22 protein-coding genes and 1 tRNA gene are annotated in these 23,494 nt (G+C 67.7%); 10 read left to right on the top strand and 13 right to left on the bottom strand.

From position 1 onward, the window contains the following. Positions 1-156: 156 nt before the first annotated feature. The 3 genes from ACF66B_RS04320 to purM form a co-directional block, all read right to left on the bottom strand. Entirely contained in the window at positions 157-1,161 is a 1,005-nt protein-coding gene (locus tag ACF66B_RS04320) for a patatin-like phospholipase family protein (protein WP_111430380.1), read from the bottom strand. A 182-nt stretch (positions 1,162-1,343) separates the two neighbouring features. Beyond that, positions 1,344-1,943, bottom strand: a complete 600-nt coding sequence (gene purN / locus ACF66B_RS04315) for a phosphoribosylglycinamide formyltransferase (RefSeq protein ID WP_111430408.1) — start codon at positions 1,941-1,943, stop codon at positions 1,344-1,346. Further along, on the bottom strand, positions 1,943-2,986 hold the full coding sequence (purM, locus tag ACF66B_RS04310) for a phosphoribosylformylglycinamidine cyclo-ligase (RefSeq protein WP_111430381.1): 1,044 nt from the start codon (positions 2,984-2,986) through the stop codon (positions 1,943-1,945). The genes purN and purM overlap by 1 nt, the downstream gene beginning before the upstream one ends. 178 nt (positions 2,987-3,164) lie before the next feature. On the opposite strand from purM, the gene ACF66B_RS04305 reads away from it, so the two are divergent. After that, a tRNA-Ile gene (locus ACF66B_RS04305) sits at positions 3,165-3,240 on the top strand. Positions 3,241-3,292: 52 nt separating this feature from the next. On the opposite strand, the gene ACF66B_RS04300 is transcribed toward ACF66B_RS04305, so the two are convergent. After that, positions 3,293-4,672: a PLP-dependent aminotransferase family protein gene (locus ACF66B_RS04300; RefSeq protein WP_392664127.1), complete on the bottom strand. Its 1,380-nt coding sequence runs from the start codon at positions 4,670-4,672 to the stop codon at positions 3,293-3,295. 130 nt (positions 4,673-4,802) lie between these two features. Here ACF66B_RS04300 and ACF66B_RS04295 point away from each other — a divergent pair, with 130 nt between their 5' ends. Further along, the gene (locus tag ACF66B_RS04295) at positions 4,803-5,666 is read left to right on the top strand and encodes a DMT family transporter (RefSeq protein ID WP_111430382.1); all 864 of its coding nucleotides are present in this window, start codon (positions 4,803-4,805) and stop codon (positions 5,664-5,666) included. Between the two features lie 155 nt (positions 5,667-5,821). Next, positions 5,822-6,844, top strand: coding sequence for an LLM class flavin-dependent oxidoreductase (locus ACF66B_RS04290; RefSeq protein WP_111430383.1), 1,023 nt, complete (start codon positions 5,822-5,824; stop codon positions 6,842-6,844). Positions 6,845-6,859: 15 nt separating this feature from the next. Here ACF66B_RS04290 and ACF66B_RS04285 read toward each other — a convergent pair whose 3' ends face one another. The 6 genes from ACF66B_RS04285 to ACF66B_RS04260 all read right to left on the bottom strand — a co-directional run bounded on the left by ACF66B_RS04285 (position 6,860) and on the right by ACF66B_RS04260 (position 11,864). After that, positions 6,860-7,192: a chaperone modulator CbpM gene (locus tag ACF66B_RS04285; protein ID WP_111430384.1), complete on the bottom strand. Its 333-nt coding sequence runs from the start codon at positions 7,190-7,192 to the stop codon at positions 6,860-6,862. After that, complete coding sequence (locus ACF66B_RS04280; protein ID WP_111430410.1) at positions 7,192-8,157, bottom strand: J domain-containing protein; 966 nt, start codon at positions 8,155-8,157, stop codon at positions 7,192-7,194. Before ACF66B_RS04280 ends, ACF66B_RS04285 begins: the two co-directional genes overlap by 1 nt. A 71-nt stretch (positions 8,158-8,228) precedes the next feature. Continuing rightward, positions 8,229-9,497, bottom strand: coding sequence for a glycerate kinase (locus tag ACF66B_RS04275; protein WP_111430385.1), 1,269 nt, complete (start codon positions 9,495-9,497; stop codon positions 8,229-8,231). 8 nt (positions 9,498-9,505) lie between these two features. Then, the gene (locus ACF66B_RS04270; protein ID WP_162683302.1) at positions 9,506-10,258 is read right to left on the bottom strand and encodes an enoyl-CoA hydratase/isomerase family protein; all 753 of its coding nucleotides are present in this window, start codon (positions 10,256-10,258) and stop codon (positions 9,506-9,508) included. A gap of 4 nt (positions 10,259-10,262) precedes the next feature. Further along, on the bottom strand, positions 10,263-11,051 hold the full coding sequence (locus ACF66B_RS04265; protein ID WP_111430387.1) for an exodeoxyribonuclease III: 789 nt from the start codon (positions 11,049-11,051) through the stop codon (positions 10,263-10,265). 123 nt (positions 11,052-11,174) lie between these two features. After that, positions 11,175-11,864 (bottom strand): response regulator transcription factor, encoded by a 690-nt coding sequence (locus ACF66B_RS04260; protein ID WP_111430388.1) that lies wholly within the window; start codon positions 11,862-11,864, stop codon positions 11,175-11,177. A 161-nt stretch (positions 11,865-12,025) separates the two neighbouring features. Here ACF66B_RS04260 and ribA point away from each other — a divergent pair, with 161 nt between their 5' ends. The 6 genes from ribA to ACF66B_RS04230 all read left to right on the top strand — a co-directional run bounded on the left by ribA (position 12,026) and on the right by ACF66B_RS04230 (position 16,215). Further along, positions 12,026-13,117, top strand: a complete 1,092-nt coding sequence (gene ribA / locus ACF66B_RS04255) for a GTP cyclohydrolase II (protein WP_111430411.1) — start codon at positions 12,026-12,028, stop codon at positions 13,115-13,117. Beyond that, on the top strand, positions 13,114-13,635 hold the full coding sequence (locus ACF66B_RS04250) for a L,D-transpeptidase family protein (protein WP_111430389.1): 522 nt from the start codon (positions 13,114-13,116) through the stop codon (positions 13,633-13,635). The genes ribA and ACF66B_RS04250 overlap by 4 nt, the downstream gene beginning before the upstream one ends. Before the next feature lie 8 nt (positions 13,636-13,643). Next, the gene (locus ACF66B_RS04245) at positions 13,644-14,039 is read left to right on the top strand and encodes a DUF4186 domain-containing protein (RefSeq protein WP_111430390.1); all 396 of its coding nucleotides are present in this window, start codon (positions 13,644-13,646) and stop codon (positions 14,037-14,039) included. Continuing rightward, positions 14,036-14,515 carry a YbaK/EbsC family protein gene (locus ACF66B_RS04240; RefSeq protein WP_111430391.1) on the top strand — a complete coding sequence of 160 codons (480 nt, stop codon included), beginning with the start codon at positions 14,036-14,038 and terminating at the stop codon, positions 14,513-14,515. The genes ACF66B_RS04245 and ACF66B_RS04240 overlap by 4 nt, the downstream gene beginning before the upstream one ends. A gap of 130 nt (positions 14,516-14,645) precedes the next feature. Next, a complete protein-coding gene (locus tag ACF66B_RS04235; protein WP_162683303.1) occupies positions 14,646-15,395 on the top strand; it encodes a sulfotransferase family 2 domain-containing protein in 750 nt (249 codons plus the stop codon). A gap of 103 nt (positions 15,396-15,498) precedes the next feature. Further along, positions 15,499-16,215 carry a DUF1194 domain-containing protein gene (locus ACF66B_RS04230; protein ID WP_111430393.1) on the top strand — a complete coding sequence of 239 codons (717 nt, stop codon included), beginning with the start codon at positions 15,499-15,501 and terminating at the stop codon, positions 16,213-16,215. A 36-nt stretch (positions 16,216-16,251) separates the two neighbouring features. Here ACF66B_RS04230 and ACF66B_RS04225 read toward each other — a convergent pair whose 3' ends face one another. Both ACF66B_RS04225 and ACF66B_RS04220 read right to left on the bottom strand, forming a co-directional pair. After that, positions 16,252-17,472, bottom strand: coding sequence for an aminopeptidase P family protein (locus ACF66B_RS04225; protein ID WP_111430394.1), 1,221 nt, complete (start codon positions 17,470-17,472; stop codon positions 16,252-16,254). Between the two features lie 180 nt (positions 17,473-17,652). Then, positions 17,653-20,163 carry an ATP-binding protein gene (locus ACF66B_RS04220; protein ID WP_111430395.1) on the bottom strand — a complete coding sequence of 837 codons (2,511 nt, stop codon included), beginning with the start codon at positions 20,161-20,163 and terminating at the stop codon, positions 17,653-17,655. A 426-nt stretch (positions 20,164-20,589) separates the two neighbouring features. On the opposite strand from ACF66B_RS04220, the gene ACF66B_RS04215 reads away from it, so the two are divergent. Then, positions 20,590-22,017 carry a deoxyribodipyrimidine photo-lyase gene (locus ACF66B_RS04215; RefSeq protein ID WP_111430396.1) on the top strand — a complete coding sequence of 476 codons (1,428 nt, stop codon included), beginning with the start codon at positions 20,590-20,592 and terminating at the stop codon, positions 22,015-22,017. Positions 22,018-22,146: 129 nt separating this feature from the next. On the opposite strand, the gene ACF66B_RS04210 is transcribed toward ACF66B_RS04215, so the two are convergent. Continuing rightward, the gene (locus tag ACF66B_RS04210; RefSeq protein WP_111430397.1) at positions 22,147-23,319 is read right to left on the bottom strand and encodes a M20 aminoacylase family protein; all 1,173 of its coding nucleotides are present in this window, start codon (positions 23,317-23,319) and stop codon (positions 22,147-22,149) included. Positions 23,320-23,494 lie beyond the last annotated feature (175 nt).

Below are 23,494 nucleotides of genomic sequence, written 5' to 3'. Positions count from 1 at the left end.
GGGGTGAGTGCCCTGCGCCGGGGTAGGGTTCCGGCAAGCTCGGTCGAAGCTTCACGGCGGCTGTCAATCATGGCGCAGTCTCCTTTCCCCCTCGTTTGCCGGAGCCGAGATTGCGCGCAAACCGGCTCGGCCGCAAGCCGGGCGCCACATGTGCCGTCAGACGCTGGCTTCGGAGGCCGCAAGCACGGACTCTGCATCCTGATACCCGGCCTCGATCCGGCGGCGGATCGCGGTAGCAGAGAAATCCGAGGCGCCGGTCACGACGCGCGGGTCCGAGCTGCCGATATGGATGATCTCGTCGAGATAGCTCTCCGGGGCGAGACCGCGCGCGCCGGGGAAGGCGTCCATGAAGCGCCGCTGCACCTCCGGCTCGAGATCCCGAATGATCTCGATGAGTGTGTTGCGGGTCTTGAGGCGCTGTAGCTCGGAGTGGAGCCGGCCCGAAAACTGCAGCTCCACCATGCGTTCTGAGACCTCGTTGATGTTTGTCGGCACCTTGCCGCGGCAGGGGAGCGGGGCGACAAGAATGAGGCGGCGCCGAATGTTGGGTCCGTGGTCGAAAAGATCGAGCGCGGGTTGCAGCGGGGTCGAGTCGAATGGTCCCCCATCCCAGTAGCTGTGACCGTCGATCTCGGTCATTGGAAAGCCCGGTGGCATGCTGCCGCTCGCGACGATGTCGTCAAGGGCGACATAGGCGCCGCCACGATTGCGGAAGCACTGGATCCGGCCGGTTTCCACATCGATCGCGGAGGTCGCGAAGGCGACGGGGCTGTCGTTGAGTTTGTCGAAATCGACATGGCGCACGAGCGTGCTGCGGAGCGGATCGGTCGAGAGCAGTGCCGTCCAGGTGGGTGCAGCCCAGACGTCGAGACGGGGCCGGTACATGCCGAAATTGATGACCGAGGAAAGCGCCCGGCCCGCCTGTGGCAAGAGGAACGGCGCGCCGACCGTGAATTCCTTCCAGATGTCCTCAAGCTCGCGAAGCGGGTCTCCGCTCGCGGCGCCCACGAGCACGGCTGCGGTTATTGCACCGATCGAAACGCCCGTGACGATATCCGGCTTGATCCCAGCTTCGTGGAGACGTCTCCAGACGCCGAGATGATAGGCTCCGACCGCACCGGCGCCCTGAAATACGAGCGCGGTCTGGGTTCGTCCCGCCATTGCGTTTCCTCGATATGGTCTTCTTCTTCGGGTCCTCTGACGGGGCCCATGGCGCAATGTTACTACGTTTGAAAGGCGCGTGCAGACCCAAAGATGCGCAAACACACCAGTTTCGTCGTTATGCGATTATTTATCTGCGTTCTGGAACGCCCACAGGTGTATGGTCTGGAGGCCTTCAGGGCTCAGCCGAGCAATGAAACCTTTCGGCGGTCGCCGGCGGCAAAGCGGCGCAGCACGGCCGGATAGAGCTTGTGCTCCATGGGCAGGAGGCGCGCGGCAAGGCTGTCGGGCGTGTCCTCCGGTTCGATCGGAATAGCGGCCTGGCCCAGGATCGGCCCGGCGTCGAGATCCGTCGTGACCTCGTGAACGGTACAGCCATGGATCGCCATGCCGGCATCAATGGCGCGGGCATGGGTGTGAAGGCCGGGGAAAAGCGGCAGGATCGAGGGATGGATGTTGAGCATCCGTCCGGCCCAGCGCTCGATGAAGCCCGGAGTGAGAACGCGCATGAAGCCGGCGAGGCAGACGATTTCGGTGCCGTGCTCCTCGAGCGTTCGGGTGAGCTGTGTCTCGAAGGCGGCACGGTCGCCCTTGAAGATGCGGTGGTCGATGGCAAGCGCCTCGACACCGAGTTCGGTGGCCTTGGCGAGACCGCCCGCATCGGGCCGGTTCGAGACCACGACGCAGGGGAGCGCCGGATGCTGGCGGTCGGACATGTCGCGCAGCAGCGAGACCATATTGGACCCGCTGCCGGAGATGAGGATGGCGACGCGCTTGCGGATCACAGGTTGCCCCGGTAGCTGACGCCCGCGCCGGGCACGAGCGTGCCAATGCGGAAAACGGTTTCGCCTTCGGCCGCGAGCAGTTCGGCAAGCGTATCGGCGGCTTCCGCATCAACGACGGCGACGAGGCCGATTCCGCAGTTGAAGGTCTTGAGCATCTCGGCGGTCTCGATACCACCTTCTGTCCGGAGCCAGGCGAAGACCGCTGGCAGCGTCCAAGCATCGAGGTCGATCTCTGCCCCGACGCCTTCGGGCAGGATGCGCGGCAGGTTCTCGGTAAGCCCGCCGCCGGTAATGTGGGCAAGGCCCTTGAGCCCTCCGGCCCGGAGCGCCTTGATCGCCTGCCTTGCGTAGATGCGCGTTGGCGTCAGCAGCGCGTCGCCCAGAGCACCTTCGCCGAACGGGCAGGGTGTGTCCCAGCCGAGACCGGCTTCGGAGACGATGCGGCGCACGAGCGAGTAGCCGTTCGAATGGACACCCGACGAGGCGAGGCCGAGCAGAACATCCCCTTCGGCGATGCCGGAAGGCAGGTGGCCGCCGCGTTCCATTGCTCCCACCGCGAAGCCTGCAAGGTCGAAATCGCCCTTGGCGTAGAGCCCCGGCATTTCCGCGGTCTCGCCGCCGATGAGCGCGGCGCCGGCCTGGGCGCAACCCTCCGCGATGCCCTCGATGATGCTGGCAGCCCCTTCGACATCGAGCTTGCCGGTGGCGAAGTAGTCGAGAAAGAGTAGCGGCTCTGCGCCCTGGCAGACGAGATCGTTGACGCACATCGCCACGAGGTCGATGCCGACCGTATCGAGGCGGCCGGTGTCGATGGCAATCTTGAGCTTGGTCCCGACGCCGTCAGTGGCGGCAACGAGGATCGGGTCGCTGTAGCCAGCGGCGCGGAGGTCGAACATTGCGCCAAAGCCGCCGAGCCCATCCATCACACCGGGGCGCTTCGTGGCGGCCGCAGCGGGCTTGATGCGGTCCACGAGCGCATTGCCTGCGTCGATATCGACGCCGGCTGCGGCATAGGTGAGCCCGGTCTTGCGTTCGGTCACGGATTATCCCCCCGTCCTTTGGGTGTTGCGCCGTGAGCCCTCTAGCGCAAGTCTCAAGCCAAGGGAACATGTGCCGGTATCCCTTGGCTGAGGGAGAGGGCAATGGCGCACACGTCTCCGGCTGGCGGAACAGGCGCTTGACCCGCTTACGGCGACTGGCTAGCACGGAGGCCATGGCGGGCCTGTAGCTCAACGGTCAGAGCAGAGCGCTCATAACGCTTTGGTTGGGGGTTCGAATCCCTCCGGGCCTACCACGAAAGCCCGTGGTTTCCGCGCCATGCGGTTTCAGGCTTCTGCCGGTCATGCTCAGGCTGACATCGCAGCTTTGAGTGCCGCATAGACCCTTCCCTCGCTCATGTGGGCGACATTGAAGCGCATGAATGCGGCGGCCGACTGCGAGGGGCTGAAGACATTTCCGGGCGCCATGATGATGTTTTCCTCAAGACAGCGCTGCGCCACCTCTCCGGTATCGATACCGTCGGGAAATTGGCACCAGAGATAGAAGCCGCCGCGCGGCACGACCCAAGGCGTGATCCCGAGCGGCCGGAGGTTGGCGATGGTGGCCCTGCGGGCCGTGGCAAGCCGGGCGCGGATTTCGGCCAGATGCTTGCGATAGCCGCCGCCCGAGAGCGCGCCGGCGATCAGTTCGGCCGATACCGGGCTCGGGCCGCCAAAGCTCGTCGCGACCTGAAGGTCGGTCAGCGCCTCGATCCAGTCCGCGCGTCCGGCAATGTAACCGCAGCGGACAGAGGCCGAGAGGGTCTTGGAGAATCCGCCGATTCTGAGCACGCGGGACAGGCCGTCGAGCACCGCAAGGCGCGGTGAGGGTTCGGGTTCGAGATCGGCGAAGGTATCGTCCTCCACGATCGTCACGTCATGGGCCTCCGCGAGTGCCAGCACCCGGTGGGCGGTCTGGGGCGAGAGCGCGGCGCCGGTCGGATTGTGGAGCGCGGAATTGGTGATGTAGAGTCGTGGCGCGGTCGCAGTGCCAAGCGCGGCCTCGAAGGCGGCAAGATCGGGTCCTTCCGGCATGCGGGGCACACTGGCAATGTCCACCCGGTGGGCGCGCAGGAGTGCATGAAAATTGAAATAGCCGGGATCGTCCACCAGCACCGTGTCGCCGGGCTGAAGCAGCAGACGGCAGATGAGATCCATCGCCTGAGATGCCGAAGCGGTCAGCATGAGCTGATCCGGCTCCGCCGGGAGGCGCTCTTCGGCGAAACGGCCGAGAAGATACCGCCGCAAGGCGGGTGACCCGCGGGCCGCGGCATAGTTGGTGAGCAGGGCCGGGTCAGCTTTGGCAAGGGCCCGCAGGCCGCGCCGCAGGGCGGCGTGTGGCATCCAGTCCTCCGGGAGCCAGCCGCATCCCGGCTGGAGCGCACCGGGCTCTGCATCGAGCGCCTGACGTGAAACCCAGAACGGATCGACATTGCGCGGGCGCCGTGCACCCATCGCAGCGACATTCAGCGGCGGAATGGCGAGGCCGGTCACGAAAAATCCCGAGCCGGGCCGGGCGTGAATGATGCCCTCGGCAGCGAGGCGGTCATAAGCTTCGACCACGGTTGCGGGTGACACTTCCATCGCTCGGGCGAGGCCGCGAATCGAGGGCAGCCGGTCACCAGCCACAAGCGCCCTGCGCGCGATCTTGTCGCGCACCACCTGCATCAACATCCCGGTCTTGGTCATGCTTCCGTGCGTTCCCCCCCCAGACTGTAATGCTTCTGAAGGCAATACAGTTTGGGGATATTGTATTGCTGTGTGTCTGTTCGCGCCAGCCCTTCCGACCTATGCCAATCGGATGAAACGCGAGGCTGATATGGGACATCACAGAACAGGTTGGGGCAGCGGGCTGCTCGGGGTGCTGATCTTCAGCGGGTCGCTGCCCGCAACGCGCGTCGCCGTGCAGGATTTCACGCCGCTTTTCCTCACCTCGGCACGGGCGGTGATCGCGGCGTTGATCGGCCTGCTGGTGCTGCGGACCCTGAAACAGAACCGGCCGGCGCGGCGCGATCTCGGACCGCTCCTTGTTGTCGCGCTGGGCGTGGTGATCGGTTTTCCGCTGCTGACCGCACTTGCGCTCCGCCATGTCACCGCGGCGCATTCGGTTGTTTTCATCGGGCTCCTGCCGCTCGCAACGGCGGGCTTCGGGGTCCTGCGCGGTGGCGAGCGGCCGAAACCGGCATTCTGGTTCTTCTCGATTCTCGGCGCGGTTTCGGTCGCGGGCTTTGCGCTCTTGCAGGGGGCCGGCGGTTCCATAGAGGGCGATCTCGCGATGCTTGCCGCGATTATCGTCTGCGGGCTCGGCTACGCCGAGGGCGCCGTGCTTTCGCGCCGTCTCGGCGGCTGGCAGGTGATCTGCTGGGCGCTCGCGCTGTCGCTGCCGGTCATGTGCGGGCTGGCGATCATGGCCTGGCCGGGCACCCTGCGCGGTGTCTCTCCCTCCGGCTGGATGGGCCTTGGGTATGTTGCGGTGTTCAGCATGCTGTTGGGTTTCGTATTCTGGTACAGGGGACTCGCACTTGGCGGCATCGCAGGCGTCGGGCAGCTGCAACTCCTGCAGCCCTTCTTCGGGCTTGGTATCGCTGCGGTGCTGCTCGGGGAGCCGATAGCCTGGCCGATGATTGCCTGCACGCTTGTCGTCGTGCTCTGTGTGGCCGGAGCGAAACGCTTCGCGGCATGACGGCGGGCCCGCCCAGGCGCATATGGGCCGTGACGGCGACTCGCATGGCTGACCAAAAGACCGTGTGGAACGCTGGGTCCGGGTTCGTTCGTACTGGACAAGGCCGTGCCCTGCGCCGAAGCTCCCGCCGCGCCGCGCATCTCGGGAGCTCACGAATGAAGAAGATCGGCTTTCTCTCCTTCGGGCACTGGAGCCCTGCTGCCGGATCCGGCACGCGCTCGGCCTCGGATGCCTTGCTCCAGTCGATTGAACTCGCGGTTGCTGCGGAGGAGCTCGGTGCGGACGGCGCCTATTTTCGCGTGCATCACTTCGCGCGCCAGCTTGCCTCTCCCTTTCCGCTTCTTGCCGCGGTGGGCGCGCGTACGAAGCGCATCGAGATTGGCACTGCTGTCATCGACATGCGCTATGAAAACCCGTTCTACATGGCCGAGGATGCCGGTGCGGCGGACCTGATCGCGGGCGGGCGGTTGCAACTCGGGATCAGCCGCGGCTCGCCCGAACAGGTGATCGACGGCTGGCGCTACTTTGGCTACTGCCCGCGCGAAGGCGAAGGTGATGCGGAGATGGCGCGCGAACATGCCGAGGTGTTTCTCGACATGTTGCGCGGAGAGGGCTTTGCCGAGCCCAATCCGCAGCCGATGTTCGAGAACCCGCCGGGTCTCCTGCGGCTCGAACCGCATTCGCAAGGCTTGCTTGAGCGTATCTGGTGGGGGGCCGCGTCGGATGCCACGGCCGTCTGGGCGGCGCAGCGGGGCATGAACCTCCAGAGCTCGACGCTCAAGAACGACGAGACCGGGGAGCCCTTCCATATCCAGCAGGCGCGGCAGATCCGTGCCTACCGCGAGGCCTGGGCAAAGGCGGGCCATGCCCGGACCCCGCGGGTTTCGGTCAGCCGGTCGATCTTTGCGCTGACCGACGACCGGGACCGGATGTATTTCGGCCGCGGCAACCAGAGCCGAGACCAGATCGGCATGCTCGATGCGACCACGCGGGCGATTTTCGGGCGCAGCTATGCTGCCGAGCCCGATGCCCTCATCGCGGAGCTCGCGCGCGACGAGGCGATTGCCGAGGCTGATACGCTGCTCCTGACCGTGCCGAACCAGCTTGGCGTCGAATACAACGCCCATGTGATCGAGGCGATCCTGACCCACGTCGCGCCGGCACTCGGCTGGCGGTAGGCGCTGCCGGCTGGTTCAGCCGGTTGCGCCGAGGCGGCTGCGGATGCGGGCGCGGGTCTCTTCGGGCTCCTCGGCCAACGCTTCGCCGAGCGCGCGCAGTTCGCGCCGGAGGCCATGGATCTGGTCGACCAGCCCGAGCACCATGGCCGCGGCGTCCTCGTCAAGCTCGAAGTCCGAGGCGAGTTCGGTCAGGAGCTGGAGCCGGGCAAGATCCGCTTCGGTAAAGGCCGGGGCGCCGTCGCGATTGCAGGGAACGACACAGTTGGCGGCGACGTAGGTTTCGAGGTGTGCGACCGTAAGTCCCTCGACCCGTGCGACAATCTCGGTTCGGGAATAGAAGCGGCCCATCAGAACACCCCCTTGCGTGGATCATAGGCGTGGGTTTCGCGCCAGCGACGGAAGAACTCCTCGAGCCCGGGATCGACCTCCGGCGGCGCCACGATCTTGAGCGTCACGAGTTGGTCGCCGTGCGTCGCACCTTTTTTTATCCCGCGCCCGCGGAGGCGCATCACCTGGCCGGTGGTGGCCCCCTTCGGAATGCGGAGCGCCACGCGGCCATCGATGGTCGGGATCTCGATCCGGGCGCCGAGCACGGCCTCGTCGAGGCCGATCGGCAGCTCGACATGGATGTCCTCGCCCTCGCGGCGGAAGGTGGCGTGGGGTTCGACGTGAACGAGCACGAGTGCATCTCCCGCGGGGCCGCCGCCGAAACCCGCACCGCCCTTGCCGCGCAGGCGGATCGTCTGGCCATCGGCGAGGCCTTCCGGGATCTTCACATCAAGCGTCGCGCCTGTGGGCAGGGTGATGCGCTTCGTTGCGCCCTTCGCTGCCTCCAGGAAACTTACTTCGAGCGCATAGCGCTCGTCCGGTCCGCGCATCTCGAAATGGGCCTCCTGGCCGCCCGCCCCCTGTCGGAAGCCACGCGGGTCGAACCCGCCCTGCCGGGAGCCGCTTTGGCGTGCGCGCTGGCCGAAGAGATCGGCGAAGATGTCGGAATAGTTGCCGAAATCCTCGTAGCCGCGCGAGGTGTGGTAGGTCGCTTCCGGGCCTTCGGCATATTCGCGGTAGAACCGGCGCTCGGGCTGCTCCTGGCCACTTGCGTCGATCTCGCCGGCATCGAACCGGGCGCGCTTCTCGGGATCCTTGAGGAGATCGTAGGCCGAAGCCGCGGCCTTGAAGCGCGCCTCCGCACCGGCATCGCCTGGGTTGAGATCCGGATGGCTCTCCTTCGCGATCGTCTTGTAGGCCTTCTTGATTTCGTCCTGGCTCGCCGTCCTTGCGACGCCGAGATCGGCATACGGGTCCTCGCTCATCCCCATCCGTCCGTCTTGTCTTCTGCTCGGCCGCGACAGTCCTGCGCCGGGCGCGGTTTGTCAACGGCACCTCAGAGGATGAGAATGGCGCGGAAGTCGTTCACGTTGGTGCCGGTCGGCCCGGTGACGAGGATGTCGCCCGCATGATCGAGCGCAGTCCAGGCGTCATTGCGCGCAAGAAGCGCCCGGGGATCTGCTCCGGCGTTGCGGATGCGGCCCGCGGTGCCGCCATCGGCAAAGCCCCCGGCGTTGTCCTCCGAGCCGTCAATGCCGTCGGTATCGGCGGCGAGCGCGTGAATTCCCTCGATCCCGTCGAGCGCAAGTGCAAGCGAGAGCAGGAACTCGCTGTTGCGTCCGCCCTTGCCCTTGCCGCGCATGGTCACGGTGGTTTCGCCGCCCGAGAGCAGGACCACGGGTTTCGTGAAGGGCCGGTCGCGGGTCGCGATCTCGCGGGCGATTGCGGCATGGACCCGGGCAACATCGCGGCTTTCGCCCTCGATCGCATCCGAGAGGATCATGGCGGGGATGCCAGCGTCTTCGGCGGCGGCCTGTGCCGCTTCGAGCGAGACGGCGGCCGAGGCTATGACATGCACCTCGTTTCGGGCAAACGCCTCGTCTCCGGGCTGCGGTGCGGCGCAGTCGGGGCCTGCAAGGTGGTCATGCACCGCTTGCGGCAGATCCAGCCCGTATTCGGCGACGATGGCGCGCGCCATTTCCGGCGTCGCGGCATCCGGTACGGTGGGGCCGGAGGCAACCATCGCGGGATCATCGCCGGGAATGTCGGAGACGATGAGCGAGACGACCCGGGCCGGGTAAGCCGCGGCGGCAAGGCGGCCGCCCTTGATGCCAGAGACGTGCTTTCGGACGATGTTCATGTCGGTGATCGGCGCGCCCGAGGCGAGCAGCGCGCGGTTGACCGCAAGCTCATCGGCCAGGGAGAGCCCTTCCGGCGGGCAGGGCAGCAGCGCCGAGCCGCCGCCGCAGACCAGCGCCACGACGAGATCGTCTTCGCTGAGGCCCTCGACGGTGTCGAGCAGGCGTCTTGCAGCGAGGAGCCCGGCTTCGTCGGGCTCGGGATGGGCGGCCTCGAGCACCTCGATGCGCTCACAGGGCGCGGCATAGCCGTAGCGGGTGACGACGACCCCTTCGAGCGGACCCTGCCAGTGCGCCTCGAAGGCTTGGGCGAGCTGGGCCGCGCCCTTGCCCGCGCCCACGACGATGGTGCGCCCTTTTGGCCGTTCGGGCAGGAAGGCCGCGACGGAGCTGTCGGGAAGGGCGGCGGCGACGGCAGCGTCGAGAAGGCTGCGGAGAAAGGCGCGGGGATCCTGGTGAGCTTTCATCCGCGCGCTCACTTGCCGACGAAGACCGGCGGGCGCTTCTCTGCCTGCGCCGCCAGCCCCTCGGCGTGATCGGCGGAAGCAAAGCAGGCGGCGACGCGTTCCCGGGCCGCCTCCGCGTCGAGCGTGCCACGCGAAAGCTCCACGATGGTGCGCTTCATGCCGCGCTCCGCGAGCGGGGCGAGGCTCGAGAGGATTGCGACGAGCTCGTCCACCTTCTCGTCGAGTTCGCCTGTCTGCATCAGGAAATCGAGGAAGCCCATGGCATGCAGATCCTCCGCCTCGAAGCGTTCGGCGAGGAGGAACATGCGCCGGGCCATCTGCGCGCCGACCCGGTCCATGGCGCGACGGATGCCCGCGGGTTCGTAATGAATGCCGAGCCGGGCGGGCGGGGCGAAGGCCTTCATGCCGGTGATGCCGACCCGGAAATCGCACGCCAGTGCGATCTCCACGCCGCCGCCGTAAGCGCCGCCATTGAGCCGCGCGATGGTCGGGGCGGGAAACTCCTCCAGCGTGTCGCAGAGCCTGGTAAGCGGATTGTCGGACCAGTCGTTGCCGCCCGCGGCCACATCCCCGAGCGAGGCCCCGGCACAGAAGCTCTTGCCGGTGCCGGTGACGACAAGCACGCGGAGGTCAGGGTGCTCCCACCAGCTTTCGAGCACGCCCGTCATCTCCGCCATCGCGGTGCGGTCGAGCGCGTTGTGCGCTTCGGGGCGGTTCAGGGTGATGCGGCCCACCGGACCGGTGATTTCAGCGTCGATCATGGCCTCAGACCTCGAATTCGGCAAAGACGGGAGCATGGTCGCTGGGCTGGTCCCAGCCGCGGACATGGCGGGCAATGCGGCTGCCGCCGGATTTCGGCGCGAGATCGGGGCTTGCCCAGATATGGTCGAGGCGCCGCCCCTTGTCGGCGGCGTCCCAGTCGCGGGCCCGGTAGGACCACCAGGAATAGAGAAGGCCCTCGGGAATGTCCTTCCGGGTCACATCGACCCAGCCCCCCGCGGCCTGCATCGCGCCCATCGCCTCGGTCTCGACCGGTGTGTGCGAAACGATCTTCAGGAGCTGCTTGTGGTTCCAGACGTCATCCTCGCGCGGCGCGATGTTGAGATCACCGACGAGGATGGCGGCTTGCGGCGGCTCTGCTCTGAACCACCCCTGAAGTTCGGCGAGGAAATCGAGCTTGTGGCCAAACTTCGGGTTCACCTCGCGGTCGGGCACGTCGCCACCGGCCGGAATGTAGAAATTGTGCAGGAGCACGCCGGAGGGCAGGCGCGCCGCAACGTGGCGGGCATCCCCCTTGAGGCAGACGTCGCGATGGCCGGCATCCTCGATCGGCACGCGGGAGAGGATCATCACGCCGTTGTAGCCCTTCTGGCCGCGTGCGACGACGTGCGTGTAGCCGCGCGCGGCAAACCCTTCGAGCGGCAGTTTCTCCACCGGACACTTGGTTTCCTGAAGGCAGAGGATGTCCGGCGCTTCCTCCTCGAGGAGCTTCAGCACGATCGGCTCGCGCAGGCGGACCGAATTGATGTTCCAGGTGCAGATCTTGAGCGGCATGGAGGCTCCGGCGTTGTTCTGCCGGAGTTTTAACGTTCGCACCCGCCGCGACAACCTCGAATCCGTCCCTGGCGCTGCGGACGTGCCCTCCGGACGAAGGGCGCGTCCGTCGAGGGGCCGGTCTCAGGCCGCCACGAGACGATAGCCGCCGGGCTCGGTCACGAGGATGCGTGCATTGGACGGATCGGGCTCGATCTTCTGGCGCAGGCGGTAGATGTGCGTCTCGAGCGTATGGGTGGTGACGCCCGCATTGTAGCCCCATACCTCGTGAAGCAACACGTCGCGCGGCACGACATCCGCTCCGGCGCGGTAGAGGAACTTCAGGATGTTGGTTTCCTTCTCCGTAAGCCGGATCTTGTGATCCTGCTCGTCGAGCAGAAGTTTCGCGGCCGGCTTGAAGGTGTAGGGCCCGACCGAGAAAACCGCGTCTTCCGATTGTTCATGCTGCCGGAGCTGGGCGCGGATGCGCGCAAGCAGCACGGGCAGCTTGAAGGGCTTCGCGACATAATCGTTGGCGCCCGAGTCGAGGCCGAGGATCTGGTCGCTGTCGGTGGCGTGGCCGGTCAACATGACGATGGGGCTCTTGACCCCCTGCTTGCGCATGAGGCGGCAGACCTCGCGGCCGTCCATGTCGGGAAGGCCGACGTCGAGCAGGATCAGGTCATAATGCTGTTCCTTGGCGCGGGTGAGACCGTCGGCACCGTCAGAGGCTTCGAATACGTCGAATTCCTCGGTCAGGACCAGCTGATCGGCGAGCGCCTCGCGCAGGTCGCTGTCGTCGTCGACCATCAGGATCTTTTTCACTGCACTCATCTTGTGATCTCCCTTTCGCGTGATGACCTGCTCGTTCACATCGGGTGGAACAATATCTGCACATCGGAACTCACGGCACTGTGTCCCCTGGATGGCTTATGTTTCATTTTGCTGTGAATGGCGGTAAACGCGCGACGGGAAAATCCGATCGGACCGACATCATGAGCCTGCTCTTCTCGCCTCAGGAACGTCTTGCGCGCGCCCGCGCTGACCTCCGGATGGGGGCGGCGATCCTCGTTTCGGGTGCGGCAGGGGATGCCGTGGTGCTTGCGGCCGAAGCCGCGACGGAGGAGCGCCTTGCGGATCTCCGTGCGCTCGGGCCCCTTGATCTTGCGCTCACGGCGCGACGGGCGCGGACGCTCCGCGCGCGGGCCTATGACGGCGATCTGGCGCGGGTCACGGTGCCGGGGGACGTCGATCTCGGCTGGGTGCGGGCTTCGGCCGATCCCTCCTTCGATCTCCTCTATCCGATGAAGGGGCCGTATCTCTCGCGGCGCGGCGGCGATGCCTCGTTGCATCTCGCAGCAATAACCCTTTGCAAACAGGCGCATCTCCTCCCTGCGGCGCTTGTCGTTCCTGTCGCTTCGGAGGTTGCGGAGCGGCTTGTCTCCACGGCCGGTCTCATCCGTGTGGAGCTCTCGCACCTGCCTCTCGAGCGCCCGGATCCGGAGATGGTCGAGATCGCCGCGGCGCGGGTGCCGCTGGAGGTTTCCGAGGCGGGGCGGGTGCATGTGTTTCGGCCTCGGGATGGGGCGGAGGAGCATTATGCGGTGGAGATCGGCACGCCGGACCGGGCGGAGCCGCTGCTTTGCCGCCTGCACTCGGCCTGTTTCACCGGGGATCTCATCGGCAGCCTCAAATGCGATTGCGGCCACCAGCTTCGGGCCGCGCTGGCCCAGATCGGAGCGGAGGGGGCGGGTGTCCTGCTCTATCTCAATCAGGAGGGCCGGGGGATCGGGCTTGCCAACAAGATGCGGGCCTATTCGCTGCAGGATCAGGGCTTCGACACCGTCGAGGCAAACCACCGCCTCGGCTTCGAGGATGACGAACGCGATTTCCGTATCGGCGCCAACATTCTGAGAACAATGGGTTTTTCCAAGGTTCGCCTGATGACGAACAACCCCGCCAAGGTGGCGATGATGCAGAACTGCGGCCTGAGCGTCGTCGAGCGGGTGGCGCTGCGGGTGGGGCGTGGCGTGCACAATGCGCATTACCTCGATACCAAGGCGAAGAAGAGCGGGCATCTCCTGTGAGATCCGGCGATCTCGCCGTCGGGCGCTGGGGGGCGCGGTTTCTCGGGCGGCGCTTTCCCTGTGCCACGGGGCGCGGCGGGATCGGGGTCAAGACCGGCGAAGGTGACGGGGTCACGCCCATGGGCAGCCACCGGATCGAGGCGGTTTTCTGGCGTATGGAACGCATATGGAATCCGTATGGACTCCGTATGGCAAGTTTTCCTGTCAACTTTCGCCCGATCGGGCTCCGCGACGGCTGGTCGGACGATCCGGCGGACCCGGCCTACAACGACCTCGTGAAGCGGCCGCACCGCTTTTCGCACGAAGCGATGCGGCGGGCCGATCCGATGTACGATCTCGTGGCGGTGCTCGACTGGAACCGCGCTCCGGTGGTGCCCGGCCGGGGCAGCGCGATCTTCCTCCACGTCTGGCGCGGCCCGCGCCGCCCGACGGCAGGCTGCGTCGCCTTCCGCCGCGACGACCTGCGCTGGATCCTCGCGCACTGGCGGCCGGAGAGCCGGGTGGTGATCGGGAGGTGAGGCGCGGCATGGACGCTGACGGCGACATCCTCGCGCGGCTGGCGCGGTCGCGGTTTCGCAGCCGCTTCCGGCTTGGCGCGCGGGAGCGGGCCTATGCGGATGCGAAGGGCCGTGCGGTGATCGCGGCCCATGCGCAGGATTTCGTCGCGGAGCGCCTCGCGCCCGCCTTTCCGCGCAACGACGGGCGGCAGACACCGATGCGAGGGCATCCGGTCTTCATCGCCCAGCACGCCACCGCCTGCTGCTGCCGGACCTGTCTCGAGAAATGGCACGGGATCGTGCCGGGGCGGGAATTGAGCCCGCAGGAACAGGCGGCTATCGTCGCGCTCCTCGTGCGGTGGATCGACCGCGAGATGGGATATGACCCCGCACGGGCCTGCGCGACGGGAAAGGGGGCGCCATGAGCACCGGCACACCGGCCACACGGTTTCTCGCGAGCGCGAATGTCGCGTTCCGTGCCGTCGAATACGACTATCACCCCGGCCATGACCGGGTGGCGTTGCAGGCGGCCGAGGCGCTCGGGTTGCCGCCGGGGCTGCTGCTCAAGACGCTGATGGTGGAGGTGGGCGGCAAGCCGGCCTGCACCGTCCTGCCGGGCGACCGGACGCTTTCGATGAAGCGGGTGGCCGCGGCTTTCGGGGCCAAGGCGGCGGCGATGATGCCGCCCGAGAAGGCGGAGCGGCTGACCGGCTATCACACCGGAGGCATCAGCCCCTTCGGCCAGCGCCGCCGGGTGCCGGTGGCCTTCGAGGCCTCGGCCCTGGGGTTCGACGAGGTGGGTATCAATGGCGGCAAGCGCGGCCTGATCCTGCTCCTCTCGCCCGAGGCCGCGAGAGCCGCGCTCGGGGCAACGGCCGCACCGCTCTGCGCCGAGGGGTGATCCGGGCGGCGCGGGGCCGGGGGCTGCGCGCGGCGGCCCTTGCGCCCGGCCGGAGTTTGCGGTGAAGGTCGCGCCCGTTATGCCGGCCCGTATGCTTCGCGGCCGGGCAAAGGGGCGGCCAGGAGACAAGATGCTTGAACTGGACCTTCGGGACGAGATCGGGTTCGCGACGCACCCGCACTACTGGTTCGATGCCGGCGGGACGCGCTTCGGCTACTGCTATATCCGCAAGAATGGCTGTACGTGCTTCAAGAAGCTGATCTGCGACACCTCCCCTGCGGGGCGGCCGGGGACCGAGCGCGGGGCGGAGATCCAGTTCATGAACGCCCATCACCGCATCCGCAGCCATGCCGAACTCGAGCGCTGCGCCCGGATGATTCTCGTCACGCGCGATCCGTATGAACGGCTGATCTCGGCCTATCTCAACAAGTTCGTCGTCCGCAGTGGAAATCGCGGCATCTTCAACAACTTCCGCCGCGTGATGCAGGAGGAGCCGGAGACGGCGAGCTTCCGCAGCTTCGTGACCGGCTACTGCCGTGAGCCTGCTCGGCGGGACGTGCATGTGCAGCCCCAGCGCGCCCATCTGCTTCCGATCCGCTATGACGCGGTCTTCCCGCTCTGGGAGCTTTTCGAGGGCATGGCGGCGCTGGTCGGGACGGAGATCGCCGGGCAGTATTTCCGGAAGCCGGAAAATCCGACCGCCTATGGCTCGGAGGGCACGAGCGCGGTCGATGTGCCGGCCGAGGTCCTGCGCGAGGCCTGGGTGGCGGGCGAGGGGCTGCCGTCCCGGGCGGCGCTGGCCGATGAGGAGCTGGGCGCATGCGTGCGGGAAAGCTACGACGGCGATTACCGGATGCTCGCGGCGCTGCATGCGCACTGAGGTTGGTGTTCCGGCTCCGGTCGCGTAGGCTCTCGGCCGGGGATCCCGGCTTCGGGGCGCGCGGGCGTGCTCCCCTGGCTGCTTACGGTTCGGGAGGACGGCGATGGCGCGAGGCGCCCGGAGGGGCAGGGGATGCGGGCGGCTGGGCCGCCGCGCCGTTCTCGCCCTCGGCCTGCTGGCGGTTTCGGCGGCGAAGGCCGGCGCGGCCTGCAGTCTTTCGCTGGTGCTCGCGCTCGATGTCTCCTCCTCGGTCGATGGCCGGGAATACCGGCTTCAGCGGGAGGGGCTGGCCGCCGCGCTTGCCGATCCGGCGGTGGTGGAGGCCATAGCGGCGCAGGGCGGCATCTGGATCACCGCCTTCGAATGGAGCGGGACGGAACAGCAGTTCGACTGGCTCGAGTGGACGCATGTCGAGGATGCGGGCTCCATCGGCCGGGCCGCCGCGCGGGTCGCGGCCGCGCGGCGCGCCTCGGAGGGCTTTCCGACCGCGCTTGGCTATGCGCTCGGCCATGCTCTTGCCCGTCTGCGGGACGCCCCGGAGCGTTGTCTGCGGCAGGTGATCGATGTGGCGGGCGACGGGGTCAACAACCACGGCTTTCCGCCGCGGAGCACCTACAGGGCCAATGACATGACGGGCATCACGGTGAACGGGCTCGTCATCGAGGGCGAGGTGCCGCCGCCGGTGCCCTTCTACCGGGCCGAGGTGCTGCACGGGCCGGGGGCCTTTCTCGAGGTGACGGCATCCTACGAGGATTACGCTGAGGCGATGCGGCGGAAGCTCCTGCGCGAGCTTGCCGCCCAGTATGTGATGGCCCGGTGAGCGGGCGCGGTGCCGCGCCACCGGGCCGCGCCGCGCTCAGGCGGGCAGGATGTTGTGCGCCGGGCCGAAGGGGAAGCCGGTGATGTTCTCGGCGCCCGTCTCGCCCACGACGAGGATGTCGTGCTCGCGGTAGCCGCCCGCGCCCGGCTGGCCCTCGGGAATGGTGAGCATCGGCTCGATCGAGACGACCATGCCGGGCTCGAGCACGGTGTCGATGTCCTCGCGCAGTTCGAGCCCCGCCTCGCGGCCGTAGTAGTGCGAGAGGATGCCGAAGGAGTGGCCGTAGCCGAAGGTGCGGTATTCCAGCAGGCCGCGTTCGGCGAGGAAGGCGTTGAGGGTCTCGGTGATCTCCGAGCAGCGCGCGCCGGGCCGGATGAGCGAGAGGCCGAGCTCGTGGGTCGCGACATTGGCCTCCCAGATGCGGAGGCTCGCGGCGTCGGGTTCGCCGAGGAAGAGCGTGCGTTCGAGCGCGGTGTAGTAGCCCGAGATCATCGGGAAGGCGTTGAGGCTCAGGATGTCGCCGGGCCGGAGCGCGCGGGCGGTGACCGGGTTGTGGGCGCCGTCGGTGTTGAGGCCCGACTGGAACCAGACCCAGGTGTCGCGGTATTCGGCTTCGGGGAAGGCCTCGGCGATGGCGCGCTCCATGGCGTCGCGACCGGCCATCGCAATGTCGATCTCGCGCGCGCCGGGGCGGATCGCGTCGCGGATCGCCGCGCCGCCGAGATCCGCGACGCGGGTGCCTTCGCGGATGAGGGCGATCTCGGCGGGCGATTTCACCATGCGCTGGGCCATGATCGCGGGCGCGATGTCGGCAGAGGCCGAGGGGGCGAGGAAGCTGTCGAGCTTCGCGCGGGCCTGGAGCGTCAGGTGATCGCCCTCGATCCCGATCCGGCGTCCGGTGCCCGTCCGGCTGGCGGCGGCGCGCCAGAAGTTGTCGCGCTGCCAGTCGGTGTAGGTGAGCGCCTCGCCGTGGCAGCGGCGGCCGGGCTGGCCTGCGTCGATGTTCGCCGCGATTACGGTGCTGGCCTCGGCGGTGACCACGAGGCCGTAGGGGCGGCCGAAGGAGCAGTAGAGGAAGCCCGAATAGTAGGCGATGGCCTGCATCGAGGTGAGCAGGGCCGCGTCGAGCCCGGCGTCGGCGAGGATGGCGCGGAGGCCCGCGAGGCGGGTCTCGTATTCCTCGGCCGCGAAGGGCAGCGTGGCGCTCGGCCCATTCGGGAAGGCAAAGAAGTCGGGGCGTGAAGACGGGTGCGTCATGGCACTTTCCTCGTCTCGGGCATTCCGGTGGAGCCGGCAATGCCGTGCTTCCCGGCGTACAGGACGAGGGGGGTATGGGATGTGGCCCAATGCCGGCCGGCGACGCCATCGCCGGACCCCTGCGCGCGTTTCTGCCAGATCGCGGGGGGAAAGGAAAGAGGCCCGCTGCGCGCCGCAGGCTCAGGCGGAGTTTTCGAGGCGGCCGATATCGTGGTGGAGCGGCGCCGCGGCAAGGGGGCCGAGGGCCGGGGGGGCGAGGGCGCGCTCGATGGCGCCGTAGAGGCTCTCGGCGGTTACGGGCTTGCCGAGAATGGCGGTCATGTCCGCCGCACGGCATGCGGCGGCCTTGTCGCCAAAGGGGAGGTCGGCAATCCCGAGCACGGGCACGGAGCCCATCGGCGCGGCGATGCGGCGGACCCGGCGCGTCACCGAGGCCGCATCGAGCCCCGGCATGTCGAGGTCGAGCAGAACGAGATCGAGCCGCCCGCCGAGCACACCCTCGATCACCTCCGAACCATGGGTGGCAAAGGTCACCTCGTTGCCGCCGAGGCAGAGGTAGGAGGCGAGAATGCGGCGGGCATCGCCCGGCTGTGCGGTCAGGATGATCCGCGCGGCGCCGCGGGGCAGTGGCGGCTCCGCGGCCACGCTGTCTTCCTCGCAGAGGGCCAGGGGCTCGGGGTCTGGCCATTGGCTGCCCTGCGGCTGCGCGGCGGGGGCAGGAATTCGGAAGCGGAAGACGCTTCCCTTGCCCTCGCGGCTCTCGACACCGATCTCGCCGCCCATGGCCACGATGATCTCCTTGCAGATCGCAAGGCCGAGGCCGGTGCCGCCGCGGCGGCGGGCTTCATCCGCGTCGGCCTGGGTGAAACGCTGGAAGAGGGTATCCAGCGCCACGGCCGGGATGCCGATGCCGGTGTCGCTGACCTCCACGGCGAGCATGCCGCCGCCCTCGGGCACGTGGTCGAGGCTGAGCTTGACCGAACCCTCGTCGGTGTATTTGAGGGCGTTTCCGACGAGATTGGTCAGGACCTGCCGCAGACGCATCGGGTCGCAGATCACCGCGCCGGGGATCCCCGGGGTGAAGGATGCCGTGAGCGTCACCGCACCGCCACGGATCGAGGCGGACATGAGCGAGACGACCTCGCGCGCCAGGTCGCGCACATCGGTCTCGGTCGGGTGAATCGCGAGTTGCGTGGCATGGAGCTTCGAGAGATCGAGGCAGTCGTTGACGATGTTGAGGAGCTGTCGCGCGGAGGAGTGGACGATCTGCGCGCGTTTGCGCTGGGCGGCGGAGAGGGTGTCGTGGAGCATCAGGTCGAGCACCCCCATGACGCCGTTGAGCGGTGTGCGGATCTCGTGGCTCATGGTTGCAAAGAACCGGGAGCGATTGGCGGCGGCGCGTTCGAGCTGGACCTGCCTGCGCTCGAGCTCGCCATTGCGCTCGACCGTCGCGGTGATGTCGCGGTTCACGCCGATGATGATGAGCATTCCGTCGGCTTCGCGGGCGCAGTTCGATGTGGCTTCGATATACTTCACCCGGTGGCGGTCACAGATCCGGAACGTCGTGGAGAGCGGCGTGCCGCAGGACAGGGCGGTGCGGACCGCGGCGTCGGCCGCGAGGCGGTCCTCGGGGTGCACCCGGTCGAGCCAGTCGATATAGCGCAGCTCCGCCTGATCTTCGGGGATATCGTAGAGCTCGCGCATCCGCGCATCCCATTCCACCTTGCCGGTGGTGGCGTTGTATTCCCAGACGCCGAGCCGGGAGGCCTCGACCGCGACGGTGAGGCGGCGTGTCGCGAGCGAGAGCGCCTGATCGTTGCGGCGCAGCGCAGCGACGTTGCGCCGCCGTTGCTCGGTCAGATTGCGCATGCGGATGAGCAGAAGGCCGAAGCCGATCGCGGAGGCGATCGTGAACCCGCGGATGGACCAGAGCGCCGTGGAGGAGGGGTTCCAGCCGTTGACGGGGTGGGCGGCGAGCATCCAGTCGCCGCCGGGTACGTGGACGGGCGATATCACCGGATCGGCGCCGAGTACCTCGGGGCTGCCGACGAGAAGCGCGCGCAGACCCGGACCCGCCTGCGTCTGCCGGTCGCCTTCGGTGAGCGCGACATCGAACAAAGCGCCGCTGTCGCGAAGCCCGGCGCGGGCAAAGAGCATTCCGGCGTCGATCGCGGCAATGGCCTGACCCCAGAGCTGATCGCCGGCATTCGGAGCGGCAAGGCGGACCGGCGCCCAGAGCAGCAAGGCCGGTGTGACGGCGCCGGGAAGGCTGCGGGCGCCGTTTTCGTCCGGGTTGCCCTGGCGCAGGAGCGTGAGAAGCGTCTCGTTGCTGGGCATCTTGCCGGCCGCGACGAGCTTGTCGCCGCCTCCGGGAAGCAGTGCGAGGCCCATGATGGGCGCAGGATCCGATGCGATTGCGGCGGTTATGTCCTCGAGGCTTCCATCGAAGAGGCCGGGGTCGGTGGCGGCCACGCCCGCGAGCCGGACGAGGGCTTCGAACTGGGTGTCGAGCATCTGCTCGAGGCGCAGTCTCAGGGTATCGAGATGGTGCTCGACGGCATCACGTTCGGTCTGGAGCGCAAGCTCGCTGGTGGTGCGGTCGGCGACGGTGCCGAAGGCGAGGATGAGAGAGATGGCAGCAGCAGCGGGGGCGTAGCTCGAGATGCGATGCGCCGCGCCGCCAATGCTCATGCAATCCCTCCGGCTTACAGCGCGATCCCGCTCCCTTGGAGCGGTCGCGTTGGCCCAAGACCGGCGGTGAAGCCGTTCGCGGTTCCAGACCCCACTGCGGCGACTCTCGTTCGAGCGAGGCTCAACAATTCAAGGTTGTTGGTTCTGGTAAATTACTGCCAAATGGTGGAGTCGCGGTCAAGTTGTTTCTGGGGAGAACAGAAAGCTGAAAACTTAGGCATGGATGAATAAATTTTTGAAACATAAAATAAATTTTTATAGTGCTGTGGTCCTGGTTCAGATACAGGGGCGGCCCTGGCTTGAGGCGGGGCCGGGATACTCCGATGCGTCTTGTCGTATCGCGTGCAGGCGGCGCGTGTGTGAGACTCGACAAGGATCGCTGATCGGAGATTGACCCTGCGCCAAACCGTGCCAGTTTCCGCAGGCATGACCAGGCACCCACCGCTTCTTTACTGGATCCGGCGCGACATGCGGCTTTCCGATCACCCGGGGCTCGCTGCGGCACAGCAGTCGGGACGCCCCGTGATCCCCGTCTTCGTGCTCGATCCGGAGACCGAGGACATCGGCGCCGCGCCGAAATGGCGGCTCGAGCAGGCGATCGCGGCATTTCGCGAACGCCTGCGCGGCATTGGCAGTGATCTGGTGCTGCGGCGGGGCAAGGCACTCGACTGCCTTCGGGCGCTGGCCGAGGAAACCGGCGCGGGCGCGGTGCACTGGACGCGGCTCTACGAGCCTGCCGCCATTGCGCGGGACAGCGCGGTGAAGGCGGCGCTGCGCGCGGCGGGGCTCGAGGCCGAGAGCCACCCCGGGCATCTGATCTTCGAGCCCTGGGCGGTGGCGCCGAAGTCGGGGGGCGATGTCTACCGGGTGTTCACGCCGTATTTCCGGGCGCTTGAAGGGATCGAGCCGGGGCCCTGTCTCGATGCGGTGGAGGCGCTTGCCGCACCGCGGGACTGGCCCGGGACGGATGCGCTTGCCGACTGGGCGCTCGGGGCGGGGATGCGGCGGGGCGCCGACGTCGTCGCGGGGCATGTCGAGGCGGGCGAGCCGGCGGCGCAGGCGCATCTCGAGGCCTTTCTCGACGCGCCGGTGCGGGACTATGCCAAGGGCCGCGACCGGCTCGATCTCGACCGCTGTTCGGGGCTTTCGCCCTATCTCACCTGGGGCGAGATCTCGGCGCGCGAGGCCTGGCATGCGGCGGGCCGGGCGGCGCGCGGGGGCAAGCGCGACGGCGCGCTCGCCTTCCGCCGCGAGCTGGGCTGGCGCGAATTCGCCTGGCACCTCGGCTATCACACGCCCGAGCTTTTCGAGCGCGAGTGGCGGGCGGAGTGGCAGGGATTTCCCTGGCGCGGCGAGAGCGCGGATGCCGCAGCCTGGCGGCAGGGGCGCACGGGCGAGCCGCTCGTCGATGCGGCGATGCGCGAGATGTATGTGACCGGCCGGATGCACAACCGGGCGCGGATGATCGTCGCGAGCCATCTGACCAAGCATCTGCTGACCGACTGGCGGATCGGAATGCGCTGGTTCGCCGATTGCCTGATCGACTGGGATCCGGCCTCGAATGCGCTGGGGTGGCAGTGGGTGGCGGGCTGCGGGCCGGATGCCGCGCCCTATTTCCGCGTCTTCAACCCGGAGACGCAGGCGGAGAAGTTCGACCCGGAGGGCGCCTATCGTGCGCGCTACCTGCTGGGCTTCGAGGGGAGCGATGACGCGGTGGCGCGCTCCTATTTCGACGCGGTGCCGGAAAGCTGGGGGCTCTCGCCGGAGGATCCGTTGCCGGAGCGGCGCGTCGGGCTGGCCGAGGGGCGAAAGCGCGCGCTGGCAGCTTACGAGGCGTTCAAGGACGGCGGCTGACCGGCTTCTGCTGCCGGCAGGACACGGAGGCGCGCTTCCTGACCGGGCCGCGCTCATCGACCGCATGCTCGTGTCGAGCGCGAGGCAACCCGGATCCAGGGTCCGATCGGAGGTTCGCCTGATCCGGGCTCAGCTGAGAGGAAGGGCCCGCTCCACGAGGCGGACCCAGTAGGAGCAGCCGACCGGGATCGCCTCGTCGTTGAAGTTGTAGCCCGGATGATGGAGCGCCGGGCCGACGCCGTTGCCCATGAAGATGAAGGCGCCGGGGCGGGCGTTGAGCATGAACGAGAAATCCTCCGCCCCCATGATCGGAGGCGCCCCGCGCACGACGCCGGTGGCGCCCGCGATCTCCTCGGCTATTCCTGCGGCGAATTCCGCCGGGGCGGCGTGGTTGGAGGTGACGGGGTATTCGCGGGAATAGTCGACCGCGGCGGTGGCGCCGAAGGCGGCGGCGGTGTTCTCGACGAGCGTTTTCAGGCGGGCCTCGCAAAGATCGCGGATCTCCGCGCGCAGGGTGCGGATCGTGCCCTTCATCCGCACGCGCTCGGGGATGACGTTGTAGGCGTTGCCTTCGGTGCGGAAGCTCGTGACGGAGACGACGGCGGCTTCGAGCGGATCGGTGTTGCGGGACACGATGCTCTGGAGGCCGATGACGATCTGGCTGGCGACAAGGGTCGGGTCGATGCAGGTCTGCGGGAAGGCGGCGTGGCCGCCGCGGCCGGTGATCTCGATGCGGAACTTGTCGGACGAGGCGAGGAAGGGCCCGGAGCGGATGGCGAATTCGCCGAGCGGGCGGGTCGGATCGTTGTGGAGGCCGTAGACCTCCTCGATGCCGAAACGCTCCATCAGGCCGTCCTCGACCATCTCGCGCCCGCCGCCGCCGCCTTCCTCCGCCGGCTGGAAGATCACCACGGCGGTGCCGTCGAAATTGCGGGTCTCGGCGAGGTAGCGTGCCGCACCGAGGAGCATGGCGGTGTGGCCGTCATGGCCACAGGCATGCATGGCGCCGGGGGTGGCGGAGGCGTAGGGGAGGTTTGTCTCCTCCTGGATCGGGAGCGCGTCCATGTCGGCCCGGAGGCCGATCACCCGGCCCGACCCCGTCTTGCGGCCGTGGATCACGCCGACGACGCCGGTCCGGCCGAGGCCCGTTACCACCTCGTCGCAGCCGAAGGTGCGGAGCTTGCCCGCGACGAGCGCGCTGGTGCGATGGGTTTCGAACTGGATTTCCGGGTGCCGGTGGATATCGCGGCGCCATTCGGTGATCTCCGGGGCGAGTTCGGCGAAGCGGTTGATGACGGGCATGGGGCTCTTTTCACGGGCGGCGTGGGGTTGCGTTGCTCCCGGCTTACCGGGCCTCGGTGCGGCATTCAACGACGGCGGGACAAGGCTTTGCTAGGAATGACAGGCATGGCAGTGTAGACTTTAGTCTATGGCTTGCCCGTGAAACAGAAGCGTTTTCAGGAGGTGACGGCAGGGG

Origin of the sequence: Amaricoccus sp. B4, from assembly GCF_043226085.1 — a bacterium.
In the GTDB taxonomy this organism is placed as follows: domain Bacteria; phylum Pseudomonadota; class Alphaproteobacteria; order Rhodobacterales; family Rhodobacteraceae; genus Amaricoccus.
This window is presented reverse-complemented; position numbering and strand designations above follow the sequence as displayed.